At 43.5% G+C, this 24750-nt stretch carries 26 protein-coding genes, 2 tRNA genes and 1 pseudogene; 18 read left to right on the top strand and 11 right to left on the bottom strand.

Going from position 1 to position 24750, the window contains the following annotated elements; translation table 11 throughout:
- Positions 1–31: 31 nt before the first annotated feature.
- Genes R7Z49_RS06530 through R7Z49_RS06520 form a run of 3 tightly spaced genes read right to left on the bottom strand, consistent with a single transcriptional unit; the run spans position 32 to position 2874 of the window.
- A complete protein-coding gene (locus tag R7Z49_RS06530; protein ID WP_017820916.1) occupies positions 32–1516 on the bottom strand; it encodes an aldehyde dehydrogenase in 1485 nt (494 codons plus the stop codon).
- 35 nt (positions 1517–1551) lie between these two features.
- Positions 1552–2109 carry an HTH-type transcriptional regulator PuuR gene (gene puuR, locus R7Z49_RS06525; protein ID WP_005377813.1) on the bottom strand — a complete coding sequence of 186 codons (558 nt, stop codon included), beginning with the start codon at positions 2107–2109 and terminating at the stop codon, positions 1552–1554.
- A gap of 18 nt (positions 2110–2127) precedes the next feature.
- Positions 2128–2874, bottom strand: coding sequence for a gamma-glutamyl-gamma-aminobutyrate hydrolase family protein (locus R7Z49_RS06520; protein ID WP_005377814.1), 747 nt, complete (start codon positions 2872–2874; stop codon positions 2128–2130).
- 340 nt (positions 2875–3214) lie between these two features.
- Between R7Z49_RS06520 and R7Z49_RS06515 the strand changes: the two genes are divergently transcribed.
- The 15 genes from R7Z49_RS06515 to R7Z49_RS06445 all read left to right on the top strand — a co-directional run bounded on the left by R7Z49_RS06515 (position 3215) and on the right by R7Z49_RS06445 (position 14290).
- Entirely contained in the window at positions 3215–4558 is a 1344-nt protein-coding gene (locus R7Z49_RS06515) for a glutamine synthetase family protein (protein ID WP_318111468.1), read from the top strand.
- An 18-nt stretch (positions 4559–4576) separates the two neighbouring features.
- Positions 4577–6052: a Na+/H+ antiporter NhaC family protein gene (locus R7Z49_RS06510; protein WP_005377816.1), complete on the top strand. Its 1476-nt coding sequence runs from the start codon at positions 4577–4579 to the stop codon at positions 6050–6052.
- A gap of 249 nt (positions 6053–6301) precedes the next feature.
- Complete coding sequence (locus tag R7Z49_RS06505) at positions 6302–6985, top strand: DUF4336 domain-containing protein (protein WP_017820914.1); 684 nt, start codon at positions 6302–6304, stop codon at positions 6983–6985.
- A 418-nt stretch (positions 6986–7403) separates the two neighbouring features.
- Positions 7404–7871: an Sbal_3080 family lipoprotein gene (locus R7Z49_RS06500; protein ID WP_005385757.1), complete on the top strand. Its 468-nt coding sequence runs from the start codon at positions 7404–7406 to the stop codon at positions 7869–7871.
- Positions 7872–7935: 64 nt separating this feature from the next.
- A complete protein-coding gene (locus R7Z49_RS06495) occupies positions 7936–8268 on the top strand; it encodes a YnfA family protein (protein WP_005377819.1) in 333 nt (110 codons plus the stop codon).
- Between the two features lie 141 nt (positions 8269–8409).
- On the top strand, positions 8410–8814 hold the full coding sequence (locus R7Z49_RS06490; RefSeq protein ID WP_017633973.1) for a DUF1801 domain-containing protein: 405 nt from the start codon (positions 8410–8412) through the stop codon (positions 8812–8814).
- A 153-nt stretch (positions 8815–8967) separates the two neighbouring features.
- Positions 8968–9348: a hypothetical protein gene (locus R7Z49_RS06485; protein WP_017820913.1), complete on the top strand. Its 381-nt coding sequence runs from the start codon at positions 8968–8970 to the stop codon at positions 9346–9348.
- Between the two features lie 150 nt (positions 9349–9498).
- Positions 9499–9999, top strand: coding sequence for a GNAT family N-acetyltransferase (locus tag R7Z49_RS06480; RefSeq protein WP_017633971.1), 501 nt, complete (start codon positions 9499–9501; stop codon positions 9997–9999).
- 98 nt (positions 10000–10097) lie between these two features.
- Entirely contained in the window at positions 10098–10349 is a 252-nt protein-coding gene (locus R7Z49_RS06475) for a TIGR03643 family protein (protein ID WP_005377824.1), read from the top strand.
- A gap of 405 nt (positions 10350–10754) precedes the next feature.
- Positions 10755–11144 (top strand): lysozyme inhibitor LprI family protein, encoded by a 390-nt coding sequence (locus R7Z49_RS06470; protein WP_017820912.1) that lies wholly within the window; start codon positions 10755–10757, stop codon positions 11142–11144.
- A 163-nt stretch (positions 11145–11307) separates the two neighbouring features.
- A complete protein-coding gene (locus R7Z49_RS06465) occupies positions 11308–11757 on the top strand; it encodes a nuclear transport factor 2 family protein (protein ID WP_017820911.1) in 450 nt (149 codons plus the stop codon).
- 192 nt (positions 11758–11949) lie between these two features.
- Positions 11950–12522, top strand: a complete 573-nt coding sequence (locus R7Z49_RS06460; RefSeq protein ID WP_021033853.1) for a hypothetical protein — start codon at positions 11950–11952, stop codon at positions 12520–12522.
- A gap of 205 nt (positions 12523–12727) precedes the next feature.
- Positions 12728–13126, top strand: a complete 399-nt coding sequence (locus R7Z49_RS06455; RefSeq protein WP_017820909.1) for a VOC family protein — start codon at positions 12728–12730, stop codon at positions 13124–13126.
- Positions 13127–13291: 165 nt separating this feature from the next.
- Positions 13292–13930: a DJ-1/PfpI family protein gene (locus R7Z49_RS06450; protein WP_017820908.1), complete on the top strand. Its 639-nt coding sequence runs from the start codon at positions 13292–13294 to the stop codon at positions 13928–13930.
- Positions 13931–14059: 129 nt separating this feature from the next.
- The gene (locus tag R7Z49_RS06445) at positions 14060–14290 is read left to right on the top strand and encodes a hypothetical protein (RefSeq protein WP_017820907.1); all 231 of its coding nucleotides are present in this window, start codon (positions 14060–14062) and stop codon (positions 14288–14290) included.
- A 259-nt stretch (positions 14291–14549) separates the two neighbouring features.
- On the opposite strand, the gene R7Z49_RS06440 is transcribed toward R7Z49_RS06445, so the two are convergent.
- The 8 genes and pseudogenes from R7Z49_RS06440 to hppD form a co-directional block, all read right to left on the bottom strand.
- Positions 14550–14626, bottom strand: a tRNA-Val gene (locus R7Z49_RS06440).
- A 33-nt stretch (positions 14627–14659) separates the two neighbouring features.
- Positions 14660–14736, bottom strand: a tRNA-Val gene (locus tag R7Z49_RS06435).
- Positions 14737–14915: 179 nt separating this feature from the next.
- A pseudogene (locus R7Z49_RS06430) lies at positions 14916–15254 on the bottom strand (hypothetical protein).
- Between the two features lie 119 nt (positions 15255–15373).
- Positions 15374–16033, bottom strand: coding sequence for a DUF2726 domain-containing protein (locus R7Z49_RS06425; protein WP_005377831.1), 660 nt, complete (start codon positions 16031–16033; stop codon positions 15374–15376).
- A 195-nt stretch (positions 16034–16228) separates the two neighbouring features.
- Positions 16229–16897 (bottom strand): maleylacetoacetate isomerase, encoded by a 669-nt coding sequence (gene maiA / locus R7Z49_RS06420; RefSeq protein WP_005377832.1) that lies wholly within the window; start codon positions 16895–16897, stop codon positions 16229–16231.
- A gap of 21 nt (positions 16898–16918) precedes the next feature.
- Positions 16919–17956 (bottom strand): fumarylacetoacetate hydrolase family protein, encoded by a 1038-nt coding sequence (locus tag R7Z49_RS06415; RefSeq protein ID WP_005388946.1) that lies wholly within the window; start codon positions 17954–17956, stop codon positions 16919–16921.
- A gap of 9 nt (positions 17957–17965) precedes the next feature.
- Positions 17966–19096, bottom strand: coding sequence for a homogentisate 1,2-dioxygenase (locus R7Z49_RS06410; RefSeq protein ID WP_005388948.1), 1131 nt, complete (start codon positions 19094–19096; stop codon positions 17966–17968).
- On the bottom strand, positions 19089–20162 hold the full coding sequence (gene hppD, locus R7Z49_RS06405) for a 4-hydroxyphenylpyruvate dioxygenase (RefSeq protein ID WP_005377835.1): 1074 nt from the start codon (positions 20160–20162) through the stop codon (positions 19089–19091). Before hppD ends, R7Z49_RS06410 begins: the two co-directional genes overlap by 8 nt.
- A 538-nt stretch (positions 20163–20700) precedes the next feature.
- On the opposite strand from hppD, the gene R7Z49_RS06400 reads away from it, so the two are divergent.
- The 3 genes from R7Z49_RS06400 to oppB all read left to right on the top strand — a co-directional run bounded on the left by R7Z49_RS06400 (position 20701) and on the right by oppB (position 24747).
- Positions 20701–21807 (top strand): M20/M25/M40 family metallo-hydrolase, encoded by a 1107-nt coding sequence (locus tag R7Z49_RS06400; protein WP_258669490.1) that lies wholly within the window; start codon positions 20701–20703, stop codon positions 21805–21807.
- A 264-nt stretch (positions 21808–22071) separates the two neighbouring features.
- Positions 22072–23682, top strand: a complete 1611-nt coding sequence (locus R7Z49_RS06395) for a peptide ABC transporter substrate-binding protein (protein ID WP_318111466.1) — start codon at positions 22072–22074, stop codon at positions 23680–23682.
- Positions 23683–23826: 144 nt separating this feature from the next.
- Positions 23827–24747, top strand: a complete 921-nt coding sequence (oppB, locus tag R7Z49_RS06390) for an oligopeptide ABC transporter permease OppB (protein ID WP_005377838.1) — start codon at positions 23827–23829, stop codon at positions 24745–24747.
- The last annotated feature ends 3 nt before the right edge of the window (positions 24748–24750 follow it).

Raw genomic sequence — 24750 nt, 5'->3', positions numbered from 1 at the left:
ATTCCTTTATTTATCGTAATCGTCAGCAGGCTTAAGGATGGAGGCGAATCCAAGTGGTTTTGGTTTCGGTGAATTTTTCAATCGCGTGGAGAGACTTGTCTCGACCATTTCCACTCATTTTGAATCCACCAAATGGGACCGTCATGTCACCTTCGTTATAGTTGTTGACCCAAACCGAGCCGGCTTGCAGTCGTTTTGCTACGCGATGAACGCGGTTGATATTGCTACTCCAAAGTGCAGCACCTAAGCCGTACTTCGAATCGTTAGCGATCTCAATTGCTTGCGCTTCGTCTTTGAATGGAATGACACACAGCACCGGACCAAAAATTTCCTCTTGGGCGACACGCATCTTGTTGTCGATATTGTCTAAAATGGTTGGGGAAACAAATGCGCCCTGCCCATCGACATCGCCGCCACAACGTACGTTTGCACCTTCTGATTCACCTAACGAGATGTATTCCAACACTTTTGATTTATGATCTTGGTCGATGAGCGCTCCCATGGATGAACTTGGGTCCATTGGGTCTTTTGGCGTGAACGCTTTCGACGCTTGAATAACTTTTTCTAAGAACTGATCTTTGATGCTTTCGTGAACAAGCAGGCGGGTTGCCGCGACGCACACCTCACCTTGGTTGTAGAAACACCCTGCGGCGGTGTCTGCTGCTGCGCGGTCTAAATCATCACAATCTTCAAACACGATGTTCGCGTTCTTACCGCCCGCTTCTGCAAACACGCGTTTTAGGTTGCTCTCACCCGATCTGACCATCAGTTGACCTGCAATGCGCGTCGAGCCTGTGAAAGCGATGCAGTCTACGTCTTGGTGTTTCGCCAGCGCGTCGCCAGCTTCATGACCAAAACCCGTAACGACTTGGAAAACGCCTGTTGGTAAGCCCGCTCGAGAAGCAAGTTGACCTAGGAATATCGCGGTGAGAGAAGATTTTTCTGACGGTTTTAGAATCACGCTATTACCAGCCGCTAAAGCAGGGCCAAGCTTCCAGCACGCAAGCCAAAGTGGGAAGTTCCACGGTACAACCGCAGCAACCACACCAATCGGTTGATGAGAAATAAAAGCGTGTACATCTTTTTCGGTTGGGGCAACTTCGCCGTATACTTTGTCGATTGCTTCTGCGTACCAGCGTAATGCACTCGCCGCACCAGGAATATCGGTAGAGAAGCTGTGAGAGATAGGCTTACCGGTATCAAGCGTTTCTAGCAGAGCCAATTCTTCTTGGTTTTGATCAATCAAGTCAGCAAACTGTTTAAGCACTGCTTTGCGATGAGCTGGGCTGCTCTCGCTCCACTGACCGGATTGAAATGCTTGGCGAGCGTATGAAACTGCGAGATCAACATCTTCATTTTGGCAACGGGCGATTTCGGTGAATATCTCATCTGTTGCTGGGTTAACTACCGGGATGGTTTGCCCTGTTAAAGCAGCACTGTATTCACCGTTAATGTACGCCCTGTTTTCGATGTTTAGATTGTTTTTTAGTTCAATCCATTGCTCTTGGGTTTTCATACGCTCTCCTTGTGATCACACAAGGCAAGCCCCCACTAAAATGTGGTTGGCGTATGCGCACTTATCATTCGACAAGCCTTGTCTGTGTGATTTGTAAATCGATGGGGCTTCGTCGTATCAATAATGTACGACTCGCCCGCTGTTATGACATGAGATTGCCCTTTATATTCCAGAGTGATTTCACCCTCTAATACGGTGCCAATCTCTTCGCCTTCGTGTTTGATTTCTGCCGCACCAGTGGTTCCATAAGGTGCGTATTCCTCGATCAAGAATCCGATGACTTGATCTTTGTCGCCATTCGTTACCAGTTTCATGGACACCGTCTCGCTCCCGATTTCCACAAGATCTGACGGCTTGATGACTACTTTCACTTCATCGTTCGAAGGTTGTTCAAAAGTGAAAAACTCTGATAACGATAAAGAAAATACATTAACGATTTTTTGTAGTGAGCTGACCGACGGGCTCACTTTGCCATTTTCAATGGATGAGATTGCACTGTGGGTAATACCAGCGCGCTCGGCTAGTTCCCTTTGTGACAATCCATGTTTTTTTCGTAACTGAACAATATTTTTACCAATCTCTTGATTGTCCATTCATACAGCTCCAAACGTTTAACGAGAGGTAGCCATCATAAATTCATTGAACAAAATTTGAGAGAAATGATTGGTTTTTGCTTCCCATTCTGGGTGCCACTGCACGCCAACGAAAAATTTTTGATTAGGAAGACTAAATGCTTCTACCAAGCCATCCGGGGCTTTAGCTTCTACTTGTAATAGAGGAGCAAGCTGATCGACGCCTTGGTTGTGTAGTGTGTTCACTTCAAAGAAGGTGGTATTTTCCCAATGATTTTGCACCAGCCATTGTTCAAATAAGCTCTGCTTTTGAACTAGCACAGCGTGTGCTGGCGCGTATTTTTGTTCGAAATCTTCAACAGGCGCTTCACGATGGTCATTGAAGCCGGAGTCATGAACGGCTGGGTTTAACGAGCCACCAAGTGCGACATTCATCTCTTGAAAGCCGCGGCAAATACCAAGGCACGGAATGTTTTGGTCAACCGCATGACGAATTAACGTGAATGAGAGCTCATCACGAGCTTCATCTTTGTAGCTCTCTTCGTGCGTTGCATTGTATCGATGTGGCGCAACGTTAGAGTGGCTGCCAGGAAAAAGAAAACCATCACATATGTCTAGGATGGTGGTTACGTCATCGCCCGACATGTCGGGAGCCAACATAATCGGTAGTCCTCCAAAATCCTTTATGGCGCGAAGGTAAAAGTCGTTGACCGCTTGTATCTGATAGCCACCCAACTCTTTAGCGCAGCTAACCACACCAATGATGGGTTTGTGTGTATCTGCCATGATATGTCCGTGTTCAATTTATTTAACACAAACCCTACAAACCATGTACAAAATTATCAACACAGATGACCATTATTATCGTCACAACGTGATCTGAAGCACTTTTTAGGCTTCAAAACTGAATATTTATGCTCATTATATTGAACAAAACAAAACCAACTGTTACAAAATAGTTAACAGAAAGACATAAAAACCAGCCGTTAAACATCAAAAACACAGTGTAAGTACATGTTTAAATTAAAAATAACCTAAAAAACAAACAGCTCGCTCAGAGTGCTGTAATTTATTTGTTAATTTGGTTATTTCTAATTTCTACTCGTCAGGCTATTTGGAGAAGAAAATGGAATCGTATCTACAGGAAGTACAAAATTTTAAACAAAAATGGCCCGATATTGAATTTATCGATCTCATCTTTACCGATATAAATGCCACCCCAAGAGGAAAACGCATCCCGATAGATGCTCTAGAAAAACTGAATAAAGGTGTTGCCCTCCCCCTTTCGACCATCACCCTAGATACCAAAGGTAACGTCGTTGAAACAGCCGGGTTGGGAGAAGATCTCGGAGAACCAGATAATCTCTGCTATCCAATCAGCGGCACCTTAATGCCGACGGCAAAAGAACAAGTTGGTCAGCTACTGCTTAGTATGATGGATGAAACCGGGCAGCACCCTAACCCACTGTTCATCCGAAACATTCTCGCTTCTATATTGCAAACACTGCATGCTAAAGACCAATATCCTTGTGTCGCGCTCGAGCTGGAGTTCTATTTAATAGACAAAACCCGCGGCGAAAATGGCGAACCATTAACGGCAATTAACCCCACGAAAAAAACTCGAGAAAAAGATACCGAGGTTTACGACCTTGATGGACTAGATGACTACGCTGATTTCTTGGCCGACCTTAATCGAATTGCATTAGAACAAGGCTTAAACACTTCCGGAGCCCTATCTGAATCGGCCCCAGGGCAGTTCGAAATCAACTTCAACCATTCTAAAGATGTACTTCGAGCATGTGATGAAATCATCATCGCAAAACGCTTGATTCGCCAGGTCGCTCATCAGCACGGATTTGACGCCACATTTATGGCGAAACCTTTTAGTGAGCAAGCGGGTAATGGCATGCACATTCACCTCAGCTTGGTTGATACAGATGGTAACAACCACTTTAGCCAACCAGACGGTCAAGCGAGCGCCTTCTTCTATCAAACCATGGCAGCGATGCTGTCACAAACATCCGATGCCATGGCCCTAATCTGTCCTAACGTTAACTCTTACCGTCGCTTTGTTCCTGGCGCTTACGTCCCGACCAAAGGCGATTGGGGAGAAAACCACCGCGGTGTTGCGTTGCGTGTGCCTATCAGCGATAGCAAAAATCGCCGTATAGAGCATCGTATAGCAGGCGCTGACGTTAACCCTTACATTCTCGCTGCAGTAGTACTTTCCGCAGTATTAGCGAGTGAAAGCTACACCAAAGATCAATGTCCACCGACTCTCAGTGATGATGCAATTGAGTTACCTCTGCGTATGTCAGAAGCTCTAGAGCGACTGGAGCACAGTGAGCTGGCTCAATACATCTCAAGAGACTTTATCGATTTGTATCTAGCTTGCAAACAGAGTGAACTCGCAGAATTTGAGCGAGCGATTACTCCATTGGAAATCGACTGGATGTTGCACTCGGCATAAACAAAGGAAATGAACTTTATGACTACGCAGACCAAGGCGCTGGATGCGCCTCTTAAAATCAACTCTCAACACATTATTGTTTCTTTAATCTCGGTTGCGACGTTTGTCTTTTTTACCACAATCGGTTTGAACCATGAGGAAGGCGAAGCCTACGGATGGATGAGTCTTTTACCAACGGCGTTGGTATTGGTCTTTGCGCTGACAACACACCGAACTGTGGAAGCCCTCTTTAGCGGCGCTATTGCCGGTGTTCTTCTGCTTAACCCAACTGAAGCGGTGGAACAGATTGTTGATATTTCCATGAGTGTAATGATGGATGAAACTATTGCCTGGATCATCCTCGTTTGTGGTTTGATGGGCGGCCTAATTGCTATTTTGGAGAAAGGCGGCAGTATCTTAAGCTTCTCCGACATGCTGGTCACGAAAGTAAAAAGCCGTAAGCAATCGATGCTGATGACCTTTGCGTTAGGTATTCTGATCTTTATCGACGATTATTTGAATGCGATTGCAATTTCTTCCTCAATGAAAAAAGTTACGGACGGCTACCAAATCTCGCGTGAAAAGCTCTCATATCTTGTGGATTCAACCGCCGCGCCTATCTGTATCCTCGTACCGATTTCCACTTGGGCAATTTTCTTCAGTTCGTTGCTAGAAGCAAACGGAGTAGCAGAAGCGGGAGATGGTATCAAAGCATACATTGAAGCTATTCCATACATGGCTTACGGCTGGGTAACGCTGGTGATTGTTTTGCTGGTTGCAATGGAAAAGATCCCAGATCTAGGTGCGATGAAAAAGGCAGAAAAGCGTGCGAAGAATGGTCAAGTTCGTCCAGACGGTGCAACAGATGTCGACTTTGGTCCCGATGTATCTGCACATACCAACCCAACCATGGGCCTTGTCAACTTCTTGTTGCCGATGATCGTACTCGTTGCCGCAAGTTGGTACTTTGGTATCGATCTACTTGCTGGTGTTTTCGTCGCGTTAATCTTTACTATTAGCTTTTACGGCGCACAAAAACTGATCTCGATGAACGACATGTTCGAAGCTGTTTATGATGGCATTAAAGTTATGCTACTGCCGCTTGCGACCGTTATTGGTGGTTTCATGTTGAAATCGGTCAACGACTCATTGGGCGTCACGCAGTATGTCATTGAGACCGTCAGCCCTTACCTGTCAGCGTCTTACTTCCCTGCGATTATCTTTATGATTACGGGCGCGTTGGTATTTGCAACGGCATCGTCTTGGGGAACGTTTGCAGTAGCGATGCCAATTGTTCTACCTTTGGGCGAACAGCTTGGTGTGCCTCTACACTTAACCGTTGCAGCTCTGCTTTCAGCATCAGCGGCAGGGAGCCACTCTTGTTTCTTTAGTGACTCAACCGTGTTATCTGCACAAGGTTCGGGCTGTACAGCAATGCAACACGCAACCACACAGTTTCCTTATGCGTTGATTGGTATTGTTGCAACCGCGATTTTCTTCTTCATCATCGGTTAGCCCCTTTATCTAATTGCAAAACCCTGCTCAAAAATAGCGGGGTTTTGTTCTATCAAGTCAAATGATCCTCTTAAAACTACTTTACGTTCGTTCAGTATAAAAATACTCAAAGATGTACAGCTGCACTCAATAAGGGTTTGGTAAACCTAATATTTTTGGTTTACGCTTAGCGAAGCGTTTATTGTGCAGCAAGGCAGCTTTTGAGTAACTTAAATGCCGCCTTAATACAGTGTTAACGGTTGGAGAGACATGAAAAAGTTAGCCCATGAGATATGGATATTTGACGGAGATCCCGTCCAATTCTTAGGACTCCCATACACCACTCGTATGACTATTGTTAGGCTTTCTGATGGTGGCCTTTGGGTTCATAGTCCAATTCAGTTATCAAATTCGATTAAAGAGCAAATCAACAATCTAGGCCAAGTGAAATACTTAATCGCTCCTAATCATTTACACCACTTGTTCTTATCTGAATGGGTATTTGCCTATCCTAGCGCAGAAATTTATGGCACAGATGAAGTCATTAAGAAGTGCCGTGATATACACTTTCACGCTTCACTTAACCAAGGCGGTAATGCTTGGAACTCTGAGATTGAACAAGAACTATTTTCTGGCTCTCCATTAATGGAAGAGTGTGTGTTTTATCATCGACTTTCAAAGACCTTAATTGTTACTGACCTCGTCGAGAATTTTTCTGGCCAGGACTTTAACTACTGGCAGCGGTTTGTGGCTAAAGGGGCCGGTATTCTTGCTCCGAATGGAAAAATGCCTTTGGATTGGCGCCTAAGTTTTATGTTTAGCAAACAAGAGGCTCGAAAACACTTAAGTAAATTGCTGTCTTGGAAACCTAATATATTGGTTATGGCTCACGGTGAAATCGTCCTTGATAATGCAGACGAGTTCTTACAGCGCTCTTTTAAGTGGCTAGTATGAGACAACATTGAAAACTCACACAACAGAATAGACAAGAAGCTATTTTAAAACATTAGGCCCTTTTAGCTTAGTCTTAGGGGGCAATTTACAGAACTACACGTTATGTTTAACGATAAGCTCCCCTATTCCTCTTAATTGAGCATTATGCAGCAATTTAAAATTCCGTTAGAATTGCACTTCAAAAACTTCAATGCGAAGAATTCTGAACATTGATACGGACATAAGTTCAAGAGTTAACATAACGCTATAGCAATCTCTTACTAATTATTTTGCTTCGAGACATTGGCATACTCCCGAAACAAACCCTTCGACTCTAAAGGTTTTGTTAATAACTGTTGCCATGCTTGTTAGTTATTCTCGTTGAACTCAGTATCTTGAAGTTGTTTGAATATATAAATTTAAAAAAAAGAGACATAAGATGCACAAAAAACTCATCATTCTAAGCTTGCCTATTCTATTAGCTGCATGTGCGGCACCAAAGTATACGGTAGAAACAATCTCGAAAGAAAATCAGAGCAAGGAAATCACCATCGTAAAAGACAACGCCACGCGAGATGTTTTCTTAGATTCGATGCAAGACTGGTGTTTGGATACCGCCCATAAATGCACAGTCGTAAGCGATGGCACGCCTCCTGTTAGCTCTGAGCTGACACTTACTTACGTATCACGCTGGAGCTGGGATTTTAGAACATTTATCGCTGATGCTCAGATCAAAGCCTACAAAAATAACGAAAAAGTAGGACAAGTTGAATTTAAAGCACCAAACAGCGCGAATCCAGATAAATGGGGTAAAGACAACAAACGAATCATTTCGATGATGGATTTGTTATTCGGTAAACAAACCGTGAGTGAGGCTCAATCCAAGATTAAGCTGGGCGAAATGTAATGAGCCGAGCAATTGCCCATTTAACCAGCCTCATATATTTGTAGAAAAAGATAGGAATGTTTAAGTGACTGAAGTCAAAACCATTGGGCTTTTCTTTATAACCGCCATTGCAGAAATATTAGGCTGCTACTTACCTTATCTCTGGTTAAAGGAAGATAAGTCAGTTTGGCTTTTGGTACCAGCAGCGCTATGCCTTGCTATGTTTGCTTGGCTTCTATCTTTACATCCTACCGCAACTGGCAGAGTTTATGCCGCTTACGGTGGTGTCTATATTTTTGTCGCAATTCTATGGTTGTGGTGTATCGACGGCGTTCGACCAACGCTCTGGGACATAGTGGGGGTTTCTGTCGCTATGCTTGGCATGTCAATCATCATGTTTTCACCCAGAGCATCCTAAACGTAACCGAGGGAAACCCTTACGCTTAGTATTTTGGCTATGTGCTAGATTTATTGATTAATAACATTATGACGTAATTGCTACATAGCCAAAGTATGCTTGGGCTTCACCCCAAAACAGCGCTATTTATAGGAGATACCAATGAACCATGCAGTGAAGGCAAGATTTGATGAGTATCCAAAACATGTGCGTATTCGGATAGAAGAGCTACGAAATATCGTCTTAACTATCGCTTCTGAATTAAAACTGGGGGAAGTTGAAGAATCTCTAAAATGGGGAGAGCCAAGCTACAGTGTGAAAACAGGTAGCCCGGTAAGGATGGATTGGAAACAGAAAACGCCTAGTCGTTATTATCTGTTCTTTAATTGCCAAACTAAGCTCGTCGACACATTCCGCGAACTGTATAGTGACTCACTTGAGTTTCAGGGTAATCGAGCAATAATTCTATCTTTATCCGCTCCTTTGCCAGAAGCTTCAATCAAGACCTGTTTAGAATTAGCATTAACCTATCAAAAGCGAAAGAACTTACCTCTTTTAGGTATGTAAGATCTCTTAATAAAACTATTTACGGCCGATTAACCATATTCAACTACTCTACCTTTGTATCCTTTTTAATGCTTACGCAGTAAAGTTTTAGATTAAGTGGTCACGTTAATAGCGCCGTAACCAAACTAGTAATATCGAAATAAAGAAGAGTTTATGAAATCAAAAATCTTGTTCTTACTTATGCTTGGAGCTCATTTCAATGCTTTTTCAGCGACGAACTATCAAGTCAATGTGGTAGTAACAGAGCCTCAATCAACATTCATTTTTCCGACTTTTGAAATATCCTCTAAAGGAAAAAGCAAAACCAGTTTTGTCGACGGCTGCACGTACTTAGGAACCCTTTCAGAACCGAGCAAAAATAGCATACAGCTTGAAGCTACCATGTCATGCAACCGAGATGACGCTACGTCAAGGATGGAAATGCCGGTATTTGTACTCAACTCCGAGGGTCAAAGCGCGAGTTATGATCTTGTAGAAAACGGGATCGTGGTGTGGAAATATTCTGTAGAAGTTAAGCCGTCACTTAAAAAGTGATATATCAGAAATACTAAAGTAACAATCAGCACTATTAACCGCCGTTTAAGTGTAATAGGTATATTCTTTACGACTTAATGACGTTACTTGTTGCCGCAAGTCTCCAACTCATGTACAAAACAGCCCTAATTTTAATAGGAGCTAAGTGGCATGAATTTAATTGTACGTCAGGTAACTTTAGGTGATGCTGAAGGCATTACAAACGTCCTCAATCCCATCATTATTGAAGGTTTATACACTGTATTAGATACGCCTTTCACACCTGAAGAAGAAAAAGAGTTCATTACTCATTTCCCAGAACGGGGCGTGTTTACAGTCGCTTTATCCGAAAATAGCTCACAAGTCATTGGTTTCCAAAATATCGAGCCCTTTGCACAATATACAAAAGCTTTTGACCATGTTGGCATAATTGGTACGTTTGTTAGTGACGGTGCTCGTGGCCAAGGTGTGTCTAAACAGCTTTTCAAATCGACATTCGAAGTAGCCAAACAAAAGGGTTACGAAAAACTATTTGCGTACGTTCGCAGCGATAATGAGCGAGCGTTATCAGCCTATCTCAAACAAGGCTTCGAAATCGTAGGGACCGCGAAGAAGCATGCAAAAGTTCGTGGGAAATACGTAGACGAAGTCCTCATTGAGAAGTTTTTGTAGGTGTTAAGTCGCTAAACACTAAGCACGCATATAAGAACATTTGAACCAAGACTCAATTTCCGTCGTAGAAATCTCTTTTCTAAAATAGGTTATTTGAAATGAAACTGACCTCGGAAACTGAGTCAAGAATAATAGAAATGGCATGGGAAGACCGCACCCCATTTGAGGCTATCGAATTCCAATTTGGTTTGAATGAATCCGACGTGATTCAGTTTATGCGTAGCCGGCTCAAATCAAGTAGCTTTAAATTGTGGCGTAAAAGGGTTTCGGGGCGCAATACAAAACACAACAAGCTACGAAACTCAGACATCATTAGAGGTTATTGCCCAACTCAATATAAGCCGCGATAGCGAACTGCACTTGGCATAAATTTTTATTACGAATCGCAACATTTATCGCCCTACCTTTGAATCAACTCCATGATTGGAGGGGAATAGTCACCACTTAATTCAACCTAGGTGTTTCAGGGCGATAATAAATTCAATGGGAGTCATCTTAACATCCTCAGACGCCATCAAACTAATGATTCCACAGAAAAAATTGATACAAAACGCCCACTAAAAATAACTCAGATTAAGGCGTCATTTAACCCGTGTATCAATCTTCTTTTACCTTCTGTTTAGGCACTAGAATCACTAACCTTCTATTTTATCTTTGAAGGCACAGGCAAAAAGCTGCATGATTAAAAAGGAAAAATAGCTGATAACGGTTTAACAAGCACTCGGAGCTTGGAGGCAATTTTGAACAAATTACTTATGATATTTGCGTTGGTTTCTTTACCTTGCTTGGCCTCTGATGATGTTGAAGATCCCTGCAAAGTAAAAGGCGGTGGCGTTATGGCTGGTTATCAGTGTGTAGAAAAGAAAATGGAATCTGCAGATAAAGAGCTTAACGAAAGTTACAAGGAAGCAATCGCTAGAATAGGTGAGGAAGAAAAAGCACTAAGGGAAACATGGTCTCAGACCGAACTGGTAGAGCCATTTCGAAAGGCCCAAAGAGCTTGGCTAAAATACAGAGACGCCGAATGTGAGTTTACGGGCCTGTCTTCCACGCCCTCACCCTGGCAAGGTGTCCAGATTGAAGAATGTAAGTTAAGAATGACGTTAGAACGCGTCGAATACTTCAATGGTGTATACGTAGGCTAAACGGATTACATCTAACAAAGCACTTCAATAAGATTCGCAACTCTTGGCAATTTCAGTTTAAATGTACTCGGTGTTTAAGATGCAAACGTTCAGGTTGAGTGGTCGCTCCGCTTACTATTTAACTCTGCGTTGTGCGTAAAGCTAATATGGGTGTGAAATAATTATGGAAAAAGACGATTTAGTTGGGCTAGTAGTTAAGTATTTCGAGAAAATAGATGCCGGTGCTCCTAGCTATCTGGATCTATTCTCAGAGGATGTTGATTTTTTCTTTCCTAAATTTGGGCAAGCGAAAGGAAAGAGTGCCTTAGTGGAGTTTGGCAATAGGATTGGTAGCTCGTTGATTAGTATCTGGCACGACATAGACGGCTTTCAAATAACGACTGCTGGAAACAAGGTCATTGTTGAAGGACAGGAAGGCGGCGTAATGAGTGATGGTACCTCTTGGCCGGACAACAAAGTTTCCACAGGGCGTTTTTGTAGTGTATTTGAGTTTGAAGGAAAAATGATAAGTCGTATGTTTGTGTACGTAGATCCTGACTTCCCGAGTCGAGATTTTGAGAGAATTTCCGTGCTGGCAGGCGAGAACAACGTGCGACAAACTGTTCAAGCCTGAATACTACCGTTACCGCATAGCATCTTTGTTATGCGGTAGTATTCGTAGTTAAGGTGTGTTGAGGGCTTTGATATCGCTTTACTCACACCTTATCAGTGCGTTAGCCACATTCCCTTACTGATAGAAATGCTACTTTCTTCAATCGTCCTGTATTATGATAATGAAAAAGATTGCATTAATTTTAAGATTAAAATGAACCAAAAATTTTTTCTAAAACTACTCCCTGTCCCTTTTCTTCTAACCGGTTGCCAGTCTACGCAAAGCCAGCTACAGCCTATACCTGAAAACGTATTATCAAACCTATCGACTCAATGGGCAGTAGTAGAAGCCTGTTTTCATTCCGATGCTTATAGCTTAGAGCAATCGGTAAACTATCGAGAGGCCATTAACTATTCTTTTTCTACTTGGCTAGTCGATCAGTCCGATATCGATCAGTCTGTAAATGAAGCTCGTGTAGCGTTATCAGAATATCAGTCTCAGAATGATGGTTTAGGAACAACATGTAAGGATTGGCACCTACCCCTAGAATCTGGATTGCGAGAAGTTAACAATCATAAGAATCAAGTGGCGATAGACCAGCAGCGAGCACATGAAATACATAAAGCAAACGCTTCTAAACCTGTAACGTATTCAACACCAGCATCTACTTCGACTAGTAATGTTGTTCACTGTTACAAATTGGAAGACGTTAGCTTGGATAAGAACATTCAAACCTTTAATGGAATGATATGCCCTATAGGCTGGCTTAAATATTATGGCTATTAATGTATTTGATTAATACAGTACTTAAGAATGAACTCTAAGTTTAATTTTTAGTTCAAGATTGGGTTTCTTGTTTACAATGTTATGTTTCCAGTTGGATTACCGTATTCGAATAGATTGACGAAGTTAATCAATATATGTGTATTGATGCTTACTTTTTATCGAGTTATCTTTGTTTGATAGCCATTAAAACGAGTAAGGAAACAAAGTGACTGTGTTAACAAAAGGCATACACCACGTAGGTTTAACCGTATCTAACCTAGAAGCAAGCGCGAAGTTTTTCACTGAACAATTAGGTTGGAGTGAAGTAAAAAGAAATCCAGACTACCCGGCAATATTTGTGAGTGATGGGCATATCATGCTTACACTATGGGCGGCTAAGGCTGATGCCGCCACTCCATTTGACAGAAAAACGAATATTGGTTTGCATCACTTAGCTTTACTGGTAGAGACTGAGAAGCAACTCGATGAGTTGCGTGATCAATTTATGGCGTCGGGAATCGAAATTGAGTTTGGTCCCGAGCTTGTTAAAACAGGACCCGCAAAACATTTAATGTGTTACGACCCAAGTGGTATTAGGGTTGAGTTTTTCTGGGCGGGCTCATAAAACAAACATAACAAAGTTTTATAATAGGGATTTGGCACACATGGCATTGTTAGTTTGCACCGCCTTTGGTGTTTAAGGTGCTCAGTAGAAGCTTGCGTATTGAATGCCCCTCCCCTCCTACTACACATTTTGCGACTTACGAGTAAGTCCAAAAGGATAAATGTTATGTATAAAATCGGCGTTGTTTTATTTGATGATTTCACGGATGTCGATTTCTTTCTTATGTATGACTTGCTGGGGCGCACAACCGACAGTTGGACAGTAAGTATACTTGGAACTAAATCTGAACATCATTCCCACCTCGGTATGAAAGTTAAAACAGACGGACACCTTTCTGAGGTGACGAATCAAGATGTCGTTCTTATTACAAGCGGCAAACAGGGTATTCCAGCCGCTTTAAAAGATGCTGAATTTATGTCAGCGTTGAATCTTGATCCAAATAGGCAGCTAATAGGTTCGATTTGTGCGGGATCATTCATCCTCCATGAACTCGGTTTACTAAAAGGCAAGCGATTAACAACAAACCCAGATGCAAAGGCTGTTCTACAAAGTATGGGAGGAGATGTTCAGGATCTGCCTCTCGTGATAGACGGTAATGTAGCGACGGCCGGTGGCTGTCTTTCACTGATGTATCTAATTGGTTGGTTAACAGAGCGGCTATTTGACTCAAACAAACGAAAAGCTATACAAAATCAATTGATACCTGCTGGGCAATTAGAGCTGTTTGAAGAACTTATTGCCACAACTATTCAATCAGCAGAGTTAGCAAGCTCGGATAACAAGGCGTTAAATAATCATTCATAACATGTGGTGTTTTACATTACGTTAGTTTTAGTGTTTAGGGTAAGTCACACATCAGTCTTGTGTGACTTACCCTTGAACATAACGCCACTTGGGGAAATTAACTTACAGGGAGTAAATCAATTGGTAAAAATGTACGGTTCTGAAGAGACAAGAGCGTTTTGCTGTAATTGTAAAGAAGTAACGCTGCATCGGTACGAAAGCTTCTCTAAAGCGCAGGAAAAGACCGAGAAAAAAGCTAAAGGTTTCTTCTCAGGTCTATTTGCAGCAATAATTAGCTCATTAATGGAAGGCGAAGCGACTGGTGACTACAAATGTACAATATGCGGCACCAATCTTCACACGCCAGATAATTTAGATTAATAGTCATTGTCTCTAATGCCACGGCTAGTGGCACGCAACATGATTTATAGACGGCTCTAGTGGGTTTGAAGCGTATACACCTTATGCATTGCATTTAGGGTTTTGAGGTTGTGTTGCGGATCAAGTAGTGCGCTTTTATCTCTAACAAGGGGCTAAAGCAGAGCAAAAACAAGGGACAAGAAAAGAAGTAGTTTTACTTGAGTATCAATGAATTACAGACACAAAAAAGCCCACCAAAAGGTGGGCTTTTTCTAAAATTTGGTGGGTCCGGGCGAACTCGAATCGCCGACCCCTACCATGTCAAGGTAGTACTCTAACCAACTGAGCTACGGACCCAAATTTTTATGTTCCTAACCATTCAATTCAGAATGGTGCGTCCGAGTGGACTCGAACCACCGACCCCCGCCATGTCAAGGCGATACTCTAACCAGCTGAGCTACGGACGCATTTCTCTGGAACGACGAGGATATTAGCTATAAGCGAACGACGGTGCAAGCACAAATTTACCAACTTTGAACCGTTTGGCGAAAATGTAAACTCAACACGCGTTTTCAGATGATTTTATCGACAAGGACTGAGCCTGCAGGGTTTAAAAGTGTGATCTATATAACTTTTATTATCTCACTTAATTGTCGTAAGGCACTTCACTGAGCATCCAAATCTGTAAGGTTTGCGATACCTTAGGGCAAGTGCCGAACAAAATCTGATATTTAGGTTTAAATGGTTCGCCGATATAGGTTGTACGGATCAACTCTCCTGTTTTAACATCCACTTGAGTGCTCACCCTGCCTTTGAAGTTTTGAAATATGACAAACTGCTCACTGTGGTAAACCATTTACTCTCGGTAAAACAAGAAATGATCTTGGGGTGTCTCTGTCAATTCACACTCTAGTGGTTTCAAATTAGGTATCGCACTAACATTAGATGCGATGAACAATGCTGACAAAATCCATCCGTATCGCATATGGCTGCCCTATTCTGCACTCTTTTTCAAAGTATAGGTCTTGCCTTGAGGACTGATACAAAAAAGGCTTTGATCATCTCTAATCAAAGCCCCTTGTTTCTGCTGGTTAATTGTCGTGTTTAGTCGTCCGCCTCAAACACAACGTTATAATTTTCGGTGTATGTACAATTCGGCTGACGGCTACAAGTAAAGAAACGTCTCCCTTTGAACTCACCTTGGCTTGCGGTTTTAATGATCATCGGACTGCCGCATTTTTTACAAAAACGCACTTCTTTATCGGGCTCAATCAAATCAATGTGTGCCGCAAGCAAACGACGTAATCGCCCAACTTGATAACTGTGCTTTATCGAGGCGCCAATTAAAGGCAGGTTGGCCGTCTTACAAACATGAATCAATAACTTTTGTCTTTCTATCTTACCCTTGTTTAGCTCCTGCCCATTATCCAATTCAACGATAACGCGCGGCTCTAGAGTCCTTGGGTCACAAATAACGTAATCAAAATAGCTTCGAGATATACGATTGTTCGCGACAAAAAACTGCTTCTTATTTTTGATTTCTTTTGGCGTAACCAAACTGGACATGTTTACTTTCGCGAATACTACGGCATGCTCCCCGACCGCCGCTCTTAACGCATTATAGAACGCACCCTCTTGACCTCTGAGCAGAGGGCCTTTCGAGCGATAAGGATAATCACGCGTGTCATCGTGCTTAATCACGTACTTTTGAATAACAAAGAAGAATAAAACCAGAAGAACAACAATGATAAAAATGTTGGTCATAAATAAAGTGCATCCAAAACAACTCGTTGCTCAAAGCGTAAATGGAAATGTTATGCAGAGCAACAAAACCTCGCAATTTTGAGGCGCCACGACGATAGCGAGAAACAGAAAATTTTGCTCACCAATAAAAACAAGCCAATCACACACTTGGATTGGCTCGTTTTAATTTTTTTAATACATTATGTATGCTAAGAATCAACTATTAGCGTCTGGCTGATTCTCTGGCATCGCATCAATAAAAGCTGGCAGTTGATTGCATGACTGCACAACAGCGTTAATGGTTGGATAAAGAGAGGTATCTACACCAAAGCGTTGTGCGTTATAAAATTGTGGTACCAGACAAATATCGACAATAGATGGCGAGCTTGTCAGGCTAAACTTACAATCACCATTTAGTTTACGATGCTTCTGAAGTTTCTCTTCTAATGCCGTAAAACCTTTGTGGATCCAGTGATGAATCCAAGCGACTTTGCGCTCTGGCTCGCAAGCTAACTCCCCCTCTAAATACTGTAGAACTCTTAAGTTATTCAGGGGATGAATCTCCATTGCAATATCCTGAGCCAAAGCTAGCGCTTGGTATCGAAGCGGCGTTTGCTCGGGGATCACGGTGACATCCGGGTAGTGTTCTTCTAAGTATTGAATGATCGCCAGTGACTGGGTTAACTGAACCTCCCCATCCACCAGCAAAGGAACCAGTTCAGAAGCGTTTAACTCATGGTACTCGTCACTGTGTTGTTCGCCACCATTGCGCACCAAGTGTACCGATTTTGAATCATACGATAACTCTTTAAGATTCAAGCAAATACGCACACGATACGCCGCCGATGATCGCCAGTATCCGTATAAAATCATGCTATCGCTCATATCGTCTCCCAACCAGCATTGTTAGTGCTTGAGATATTGGCTAACTTGTTGGTCAATCGAGCCGAATATGTTGTTGCCATCCGCATCGAACATTTCCAATCTGATTGAATCTCCAAACGACATGAAGTTAGTCGACGGCTTACCATCACGAATGGTTTCAATCATGCGAACTTCCGCGATACATGAATAACCAACACCACCCTCCTCAATCGAAGTGCCATGTTCGGTGCCTTGCTTATTAGATACCGTGCCAGAACCTATAATTGCCCCAGCAGATAGCGGGCGCGTTTTAGTCGCATGAACAATTAAGTCTGCAAAATCAAACGTCATATCGATACCCGCATTTGGGCGACCAAACGGCTTGTGGTTGTAGGTCGAGACCAATGGTAAATGCACTTTGTTTTCGTACCACGCTTCGCCGAGTTCGTCAGGTGTTACTGCCACAGGAGAAAACGCAGAAGAAGGTTTAGATTGGAAAAAACCAAACCCTTTAGCTAATTCTGCGGGAATTAGCCCACGCAGTGAGACATCATTCACCAGCATGATCAAACGAATCGACTCCTGAGCCTCTGCAACACTCGCGCCCATTGGTACGTCACCAGTTACCACAGCCACTTCACCTTCGAAATCAATACCCCATTCATCACTCGCAAACTCGATGTTGTCACAAGGACCAATAAAGGCATCAGAGCCTCCTTGGTACATCAACGGATCCGTCCAAAAACTCTCTGGCATTTCAGCGCCGCGAGCTTTTCGAACCAACTCAACGTGGTTTACGTAAGCACTGCCATCAGCCCACTGATAAGCGCGAGGAAGCGGCGACTCGCAGTAGTGCGCTTCAAACTCTTCATACCCTGCAACCGTGCCATTGTTCAGTGCAACGTATAGCTCTTCCAGTTGTGGTGCTAGCGTATCCCAGTTATCAAGCGCCACCTGCATCGTCGGAGCTAAGTTCATGGGGTGGAAAATTTCTGTCGCTGGTACGCAGCGCGTTAAATCTTTGCTCACGACCATCAACAAACCGTCACGAGTGCCATTTTTCTTGGTTGCTAATTTCATCCTTGCCTCTTACTTCTCTTGCCAGCTATAGACGTATTCTTTGTTTTCTACTTTTTCCAGCTCATCCGAAAACTGAAGTGCGTGACGCGTATCGATCATGACCGCAACTTCGTCGGTAAAAGTCTTCTTGTGCTCTCGCCCTGCTTTGAATGCTTTCGGGTGAGGGCCATGTGTAAATCCTGCTGGATGGAATGTCACCATGCCTGCTTCAATGTTGTCACGGCTGAAGAAATCACCTGCATGGTAGAACAAGACTTCGTCATAATCGTCATTGTTGTGGTAGAACGGTACTTTGAGCGCTCCAGGATCACTTTCAATTGGACGAGGAACGAAGGTACACACCACAAATCCTGCTCCTACAAATGTAGTATGTGCAGAAGGCGGTAAATGGTAACGATGTGACATAAGTGGACGAATATCACGCCAGTTCACTTTTACTACCGCCAAATCACCATGCCACCCAATCGCATCCAACGGGTTGAATGGGTAAGTGATAACACTGACTTTATCGTGGCGTTTCACCTGAACCTGTGTTTGATTCTCAGAATATTGAGCACGGAACTGATCGTTGATCGACGGCGTTTCTAAAACCGCCGGATCAAACACCGCGTGGTTTCCAACCATGCCTTTTTCGGGCAATGTATAAGCCGCATCGGTGTTTTCAATCATCAGAATGAACATCGGCTCGCTTGGTTCTAAACGCCAGCTCGTTGAGCGCGGGATCATGACATAATCCCCTTCGCTCACTTTCAAATGACCATAATCACAGTAGAGATCTGCCGTACCTTGGTGGATGAATAGCAGTTCGTCGCCATCTGCATTTCTCACCAAGAAGTCCATTTTTTCATCCATACGCCAAACACGAACTTTACAATTTGCGTTGTGTAATAGATGCGGGACTGCCCAAGGGGTAATATGGCTGGCTTTTTCGACTAGATTAAAATCAAACGCTCGTGGACGTAGCTCGCCCTCCCACTCAGACCACCCCGTTGGGGCATGTTGATGATGAAAATGTGTTGCGGGGCCGAAGAAGCCACTTCGACCTGCCTCACGTTCATAAATTGCCTCTTCCGGGAAGTCAGCATGTGCTTGTTTAGAGCACACTCCCTCCCGATGAGGGAATGTGATCCATTTATGCATCGCTCAATACTCCTCGGCGAATTTGGTCTTCTTCTATCGATTCAAACAACGCTTTGAAGTTACCCTCGCCAAAGCCTTCATTGCCTTTACGTTGGATGATTTCGAAGAACACAGGGCCGATAACGGTTTGAGTAAAGATTTGTAGCAAGATGCCATCTTTCGTTGGCGCACCATCAATAAGAATCTGCAAATCACGAAGCTTGCTTACATCTTCACCGTGGCCTTCAACACGCTGATCGACTTTCTCGTAATAAGTATCTGGCGTTGGCATAAAGTCCATGCCTCGCTCACGCAAGGTTTTGACCGTTTCGTAGATGTCGTCAGTGGTCAATGCGATGTGTTGAATACCTTCACCATTGTATTCACGGATAAACTCTTCAATCTGTGATTTATCATCTGACGACTCATTGATAGGAATTCGGATTTTGCCGCAAGGTGCGGTCATCGCACGGCTGACAAGACCAGTAAGCTTACCTTCGATATCGAAATAACGAATTTCGCGGAAGTTACCAATGCGCTCATAGAAACCAGACCAGACATCCATGTTGCCTTGCTTAACGTTGTGCGTTAAGTGGTCGATTTCGTAAAGACCAACATTCGCTTTTGATAAACGTTCATCAGCATCATCATAAAAACGAAAATCGACATCATAAATACTCTGCTTTCCATAACGGTCGACAAAATAAAGCAAGCTTTCACCGATGCCATAAATAGCAGGAATGCTTAGCTCCATCGGCCCAATTTCCGTTTTATATTCTTTACCGCCATTCTCTAACGCATGCGCCAGAGCAACGGTGGCGTCTTTCACACGAAATGCCATGCCACAAACCGACGGACCGTGAACTTTGGCGAATCCCTCAGCTTGGCTATGCGGCTGCGCATTCACAATAAAGCTAATGTCACCTTGTCGATATAACCACGCTTCTTTTGAGCGATGCTTTGCAATCTCCGCAAAACCTAACGATATAAACAGATCTTTAAGCTGTTGAATGCCTTTGTTGTCAGCAGCGGTATATTCAACAAACTCAAATCCGTCTGTTCCTAGTGGGTTATATGCATCAACCATGACTTTCTCCTTGTCTCAGTAGCTTTTGTTTGGACTTATTTTTCTAACTTGGCGCAGGTCTTGAGAAATTGGAATATGTGGGGAGAAATCTTTATCTTGGCGATTTTTACGCATAATTGTAAAATATATGTTACACACAGGAGGCGCGTCGAACCCACTTTCGTAAACATCAAACAAACTGCTTATTTTCAATATATTAGATTGATATTTTCGGCTTTACGCCAACACAAAAAATGTAAACAAGTTGTTACCTTGGCATTTTATCTTGGCAACGTAGCTCAAAAAGTAAAAGGGGATGGAAAGTCTATTGCACCCTATCTCTATCCGATTTATTCATTTGATCCTGCAAAACATCAAAAGTAATGTTTCGTGACGCTTCATACAGTTCGAAAGACTCATCGGTCAGAATCGTGTCATGGATACCCCTTTATTGATTCACCTCAGTTTTATTCAAAAGTAACTGTGCCATAAGTGGTGCTCTGTTCCCTATCGAGCCGAGCCACAAGGCTTCACGCTCGATCAGAAAAAGAGACATCTAATGACACACATTAATCAAGAACGCCTAGTTAAACACTTTTGCCAACTAGTACGTATCGACAGCGAATCAAAAAACGAAAAACAAATTGCAGAAACACTGGCAGAACAGCTAGGCGAGCTAGGCTTTACCGTACGCAAACTTCCAGTACCTGAGCACATTTCTAACGGTTTTAACGTGTACGCCCGTTTAGACGGCAAAAAAGACGGCTCTATTCTAATGAGCTGTCATATGGATACGGTCACTCCAGGTATTGGCATTGAGCCAATCATCGAAGACGGCATTATCCGTTCAAAAGGCAATACGATTCTCGGTGGCGATGATAAATCTGGTATTGCTGCCATCATGGAAGCCGTTCGTTGTATTCAAGCGGAAAACCGTGAGCACAAAACGTTAGAACTTGCTTTCACCGTGTATGAAGAAGGCGGTTTATTCGGTTCACAATACTTCGATATGTCACACGTCACTTCAACGGAAGCAATCGTGTTAGATACGGGTGGCCCTATTGGCACCATTGTGACCGCAGCCCCAGGCCAGCAAAAAATCATGGCAAAAATCAAAGGTCGACCAGCACACGCAGGGCTTGCGCCAGAAGAAGGCATCAGTGCGATCATGGTGGCGGCTGATGCTATCAACCAAATGAAGCTGCTGCGCATCGACGAAGAAACGACAGCCAACATCGGTATGGTTAACGGCGGTCAGGCCACAAACATTGTTATGCCTGAATTAAAAATCGTGGCAGAAGCACGCTCCCTGAATGGCGATAAACTAGATGCTCAGGTCAATCATATGATCTCAACATTAGAGTCTGTCTGTAAAAAACACGGTGCAGAAGTCGAAATTGAATCTAGCCGAGCCTACGACGCTTTTGTTATTGAAGAAAACCACCCACACGTAAACGCTATAAAAGCAGCGTTTTCAGAGTTGGGAATTGACGCCTTCACAAAAGGCACTGGCGGCGGTAGCGATGCCAACAACTTTAACAAGAAAGGTCTCACAACGGTCAACCTTTCAACTGGCATGGCAAAAGTACACACGACAGAAGAGTTTATCGCGATAAGTGATATGGTCAAAATCACTGAGTTCGTGAAACATTTCCTAGTCAGTTAACGTCATGCCTTTTGAAGAGCAGACTGACTATCTTCCCCTTCTAGCCTGTGCTTGAAGGGGATTTTAATTTGTATCGAAGCAAAATTACTTCCCGTCATGCCAACTTGATATCAGATCTTCAAAGAAATTCCCCTAGCTCACTTTTTGAGACTAGACAGCTCAACACCTGACACCCTGTTACAGTAATGTTAAAACTCGATTGTGTAGACAATTTATACAATATACATTTTTGGCACCTTTCAGGATGAAAAGAGTGAGACAAGGATGAAATTACCTAAGTTGCTTTTATTAGCGTCGATGATGAGTCCAATACTGGCAACATCAAGCTATGCCGCGCCGTATCCCGTAGGTGTGACCCTCGATGAGACACAAGAAATTACGCTAAACAATGGGGCTGAAGTTACTTCTATTGACCCAGCCAAGCAAGCCGCAGAGCCCGCTTTCAATCTCGGTCGAGACCTGTTTGAAGGTCTGGTCATTCAAGATAAGCAAGGTAAAACCATTCCTGGTGTTGCTGAATCTTGGTCAGTCAATGACAACAATACGGTTTATACCTTCCACTTACGTGATGCAAAATGGTCAAATGGCGAAACGGTCACTGCACAAGATTTTGTCTACAGCTGGCAACGCTTACTGAATCCAAGCACTGCTTCACCGTACGCTTGGTTTGCAGCCATTCCAAATATCGAAAACTCGCAAGCCATTATGAAGGGCGAAGCCGAGCCTGAGTCTTTGGGCGTGAAGGCGCTGGATGAAAAAACATTCCAGGTTACACTCGAAGAGCCTATTCCCTTCTTTACGAAACTATTAAGTCATCCAGTGCTTGCCCCCGTTCATAAAGCGACCATTGAAAAACATGGCAACCGTTGGACCCAGCCTGAGCATATCGTTACAAATGGTGCGTTTACTGTCTCTGAATGGAAAGTTAACGAAAAACTGGTGATGGTTAAAAATCCACATTATTGGGACGCAAGCAATGTAGTGCTGGAAAAAGTCACCTGGCTACCAATTGGTGATGCAAACGTAGTGCTAAACCGCTACCTAGCTGGTGAGATAGACCAAGCGGTTTCCATTCCTGCCGCCCAGAAGAAAAAGTTAATTCAACAACGCCCACAAGAAGTGGCAAGCACCAGTGCGTCTCTTGGCTCCACATTCTATTACCTCAACACTCAACAAGGGCCAACAAAAGACGTGCGGGTTCGTAAAGCCCTCTCATATGCCATTGACCGTCAACTATTAACGAGTGCTATTTTGAGAAACGGTGGGGTTCCAATGTATACCCTTGTGCCACCTCAAACAGATGGTTTTAAATCTCACACTCCTGAGTTCGCAACTTGGAACCGCCATAAACGTATCGAAAAAGCGCAGCAATTACTGTCAGAAGCTGGATACGATAAAAGCAATCCGCTTAAGTTAACGTTTACCGTACCAACTTTCTCGATGGACGTAAAAATGGCAACCACCATGGCAGGCATGTGGAAAAGCCGATTGGGTGCGCAAGTCACGATAAAACAGCTAGAACCGAAAGTGTTCTACGCACTTAAAGAGCCGACCGAGATTACTCGCGGCGGCTGGACGGCCGACTACAATGAAGCCTCTACATGGTTGGATATCTTCGTTTCTAGTGGCGAGTACAACGATTCTCGTTATAACAACCCGCAATACGACGAGTTAATGGCTCGCTCAAAGACCATGAGCAACCCATCAGAACTGTATCTACAAGCAGAAAGCATGCTGATTGAAGACATGGCCATTATTCCTATTTATCGTCCGGGTAACGATCAATACCTCATCAAGCCTTACGTGGGCGGCTACGAACTGACAAACCCTGAGTCGTCGTACTACCGCAAGAATGTCTATGTAAAAGCCCACTAAAAGCATGTTTTCGGTCTGAGTCGGCAAGTTCAATGTTTACTTGCCGTTCCTCATATCTCTCGGTGGAGAAGGCAACCTGAGCTCAGACCATTTTTTATTCATAACCGTTCGAAGTGATTTCGGATGACCAAAGGATGATGGATCATGATTTGGTACATTGTTAAGCGATTAGCTATCGCTATCCCCACGCTTCTATTCATCGCACTCGTATCATTTTGGCTGATGCACATTGCACCAGGGGGGCCATTTGATATGGAACGGCCTATGCCAGAGGTGGTACGTGCGAATATCGAAGCAAAATTCCATTTGGACCAGCCCTTCCTTACTCAGTTTTGGATTTACATTGGTAATTTCATACAAGGAGATCTCGGTCCGAGCTTCGTTTATCAAGACTTCAGTGTTACACAGCTCGTCGCACAATCATGGCCAGTTTCAGCAGTATTAGGCGTACTCTCCTTTTGTATTTCCGTTCCACTTGGCATGTTGCTTGGCACCATTGCGGCATTGAACCGAAATAGCCGCCTAGATTACGGCCTGATGACACTTTCGATGACTGGAGTTGTGGTTCCGGCTTTCGTGCTTGCTCCAGTTTTAGTCATGATCTTCGCTATTCAGCTCGGCTGGTTCCCTGCTGGTGGTTGGGAAGGAGGAAAGCTGGCTTTTCTTGTTCTTCCCGTGCTCAGCCTAGCGATTGGCTCCATTGCGAGTATTGCACGCGTCATGCGTGGCGCAATGATTGAAACGCTCAACCAACCATACATTCGAACGGCAAAAGCCAAAGGTTTGTCCACAACCTACATTTTATTCCATCACGCTTTGCGACCATCCCTGATTCCCGTCGTTGCGATGCTCGGCCCTGCGTTTGTGTCTGTTGTGACAGGCTCGGTGATTATCGACATTTTCTTTGGTACAGGTGGCATGGGACAACACTTTGTATCTGGGGCTCTCAACCGCGACTACGGCCTAGTAATGGGCATTACTCTGATTGTCGCTTCACTCACTATCTTCTTTAACCTTGTGGTCGACTTGCTATATACGATTATCGACCCTCGTATACGCGTTTAGGAG

It is taken from the genome of Vibrio sp. 1562 (genome assembly GCF_033340155.1).
Taxonomy (GTDB): domain Bacteria; phylum Pseudomonadota; class Gammaproteobacteria; order Enterobacterales; family Vibrionaceae; genus Vibrio; species Vibrio alginolyticus.
Note: the sequence above shows the minus strand (reverse complement) of the source record. Positions and strands in the feature narration are given on the sequence as shown.

Coding starts and splice junctions, on each gene's coding strand:
- R7Z49_RS06465 (WP_017820911.1), top strand. CDS start 11,308: ATGGAAAAAGACGATTTAGTTGGGCTAGTAGTTAAGTATTTCGAGAAA.
- R7Z49_RS06500 (WP_005385757.1), top strand. CDS start 7,404: ATGCACAAAAAACTCATCATTCTAAGCTTGCCTATTCTATTAGCTGCA.
- R7Z49_RS06505 (WP_017820914.1), top strand. CDS start 6,302: ATGAAAAAGTTAGCCCATGAGATATGGATATTTGACGGAGATCCCGTC.
- R7Z49_RS06395 (WP_318111466.1), top strand. CDS start 22,072: ATGAAATTACCTAAGTTGCTTTTATTAGCGTCGATGATGAGTCCAATA.
- R7Z49_RS06480 (WP_017633971.1), top strand. CDS start 9,499: ATGAATTTAATTGTACGTCAGGTAACTTTAGGTGATGCTGAAGGCATT.
- R7Z49_RS06485 (WP_017820913.1), top strand. CDS start 8,968: ATGAAATCAAAAATCTTGTTCTTACTTATGCTTGGAGCTCATTTCAAT.
- R7Z49_RS06520 (WP_005377814.1), bottom strand. CDS start 2,874: ATGGCAGATACACACAAACCCATCATTGGTGTGGTTAGCTGCGCTAAA.
- R7Z49_RS06490 (WP_017633973.1), top strand. CDS start 8,410: ATGAACCATGCAGTGAAGGCAAGATTTGATGAGTATCCAAAACATGTG.
- R7Z49_RS06510 (WP_005377816.1), top strand. CDS start 4,577: ATGACTACGCAGACCAAGGCGCTGGATGCGCCTCTTAAAATCAACTCT.
- R7Z49_RS06530 (WP_017820916.1), bottom strand. CDS start 1,516: ATGAAAACCCAAGAGCAATGGATTGAACTAAAAAACAATCTAAACATC.
- R7Z49_RS06410 (WP_005388948.1), bottom strand. CDS start 19,096: ATGCATAAATGGATCACATTCCCTCATCGGGAGGGAGTGTGCTCTAAA.
- R7Z49_RS06415 (WP_005388946.1), bottom strand. CDS start 17,956: ATGAAATTAGCAACCAAGAAAAATGGCACTCGTGACGGTTTGTTGATG.
- R7Z49_RS06450 (WP_017820908.1), top strand. CDS start 13,292: ATGTATAAAATCGGCGTTGTTTTATTTGATGATTTCACGGATGTCGAT.
- R7Z49_RS06470 (WP_017820912.1), top strand. CDS start 10,755: ATGATATTTGCGTTGGTTTCTTTACCTTGCTTGGCCTCTGATGATGTT.
- R7Z49_RS06475 (WP_005377824.1), top strand. CDS start 10,098: ATGAAACTGACCTCGGAAACTGAGTCAAGAATAATAGAAATGGCATGG.
- oppB (WP_005377838.1), top strand. CDS start 23,827: ATGATTTGGTACATTGTTAAGCGATTAGCTATCGCTATCCCCACGCTT.
- R7Z49_RS06445 (WP_017820907.1), top strand. CDS start 14,060: ATGTACGGTTCTGAAGAGACAAGAGCGTTTTGCTGTAATTGTAAAGAA.
- maiA (WP_005377832.1), bottom strand. CDS start 16,897: ATGAGCGATAGCATGATTTTATACGGATACTGGCGATCATCGGCGGCG.
- hppD (WP_005377835.1), bottom strand. CDS start 20,162: ATGGTTGATGCATATAACCCACTAGGAACAGACGGATTTGAGTTTGTT.
- R7Z49_RS06425 (WP_005377831.1), bottom strand. CDS start 16,033: ATGACCAACATTTTTATCATTGTTGTTCTTCTGGTTTTATTCTTCTTT.
- R7Z49_RS06460 (WP_021033853.1), top strand. CDS start 11,950: ATGAACCAAAAATTTTTTCTAAAACTACTCCCTGTCCCTTTTCTTCTA.
- R7Z49_RS06400 (WP_258669490.1), top strand. CDS start 20,701: ATGACACACATTAATCAAGAACGCCTAGTTAAACACTTTTGCCAACTA.
- puuR (WP_005377813.1), bottom strand. CDS start 2,109: ATGGACAATCAAGAGATTGGTAAAAATATTGTTCAGTTACGAAAAAAA.
- R7Z49_RS06515 (WP_318111468.1), top strand. CDS start 3,215: ATGGAATCGTATCTACAGGAAGTACAAAATTTTAAACAAAAATGGCCC.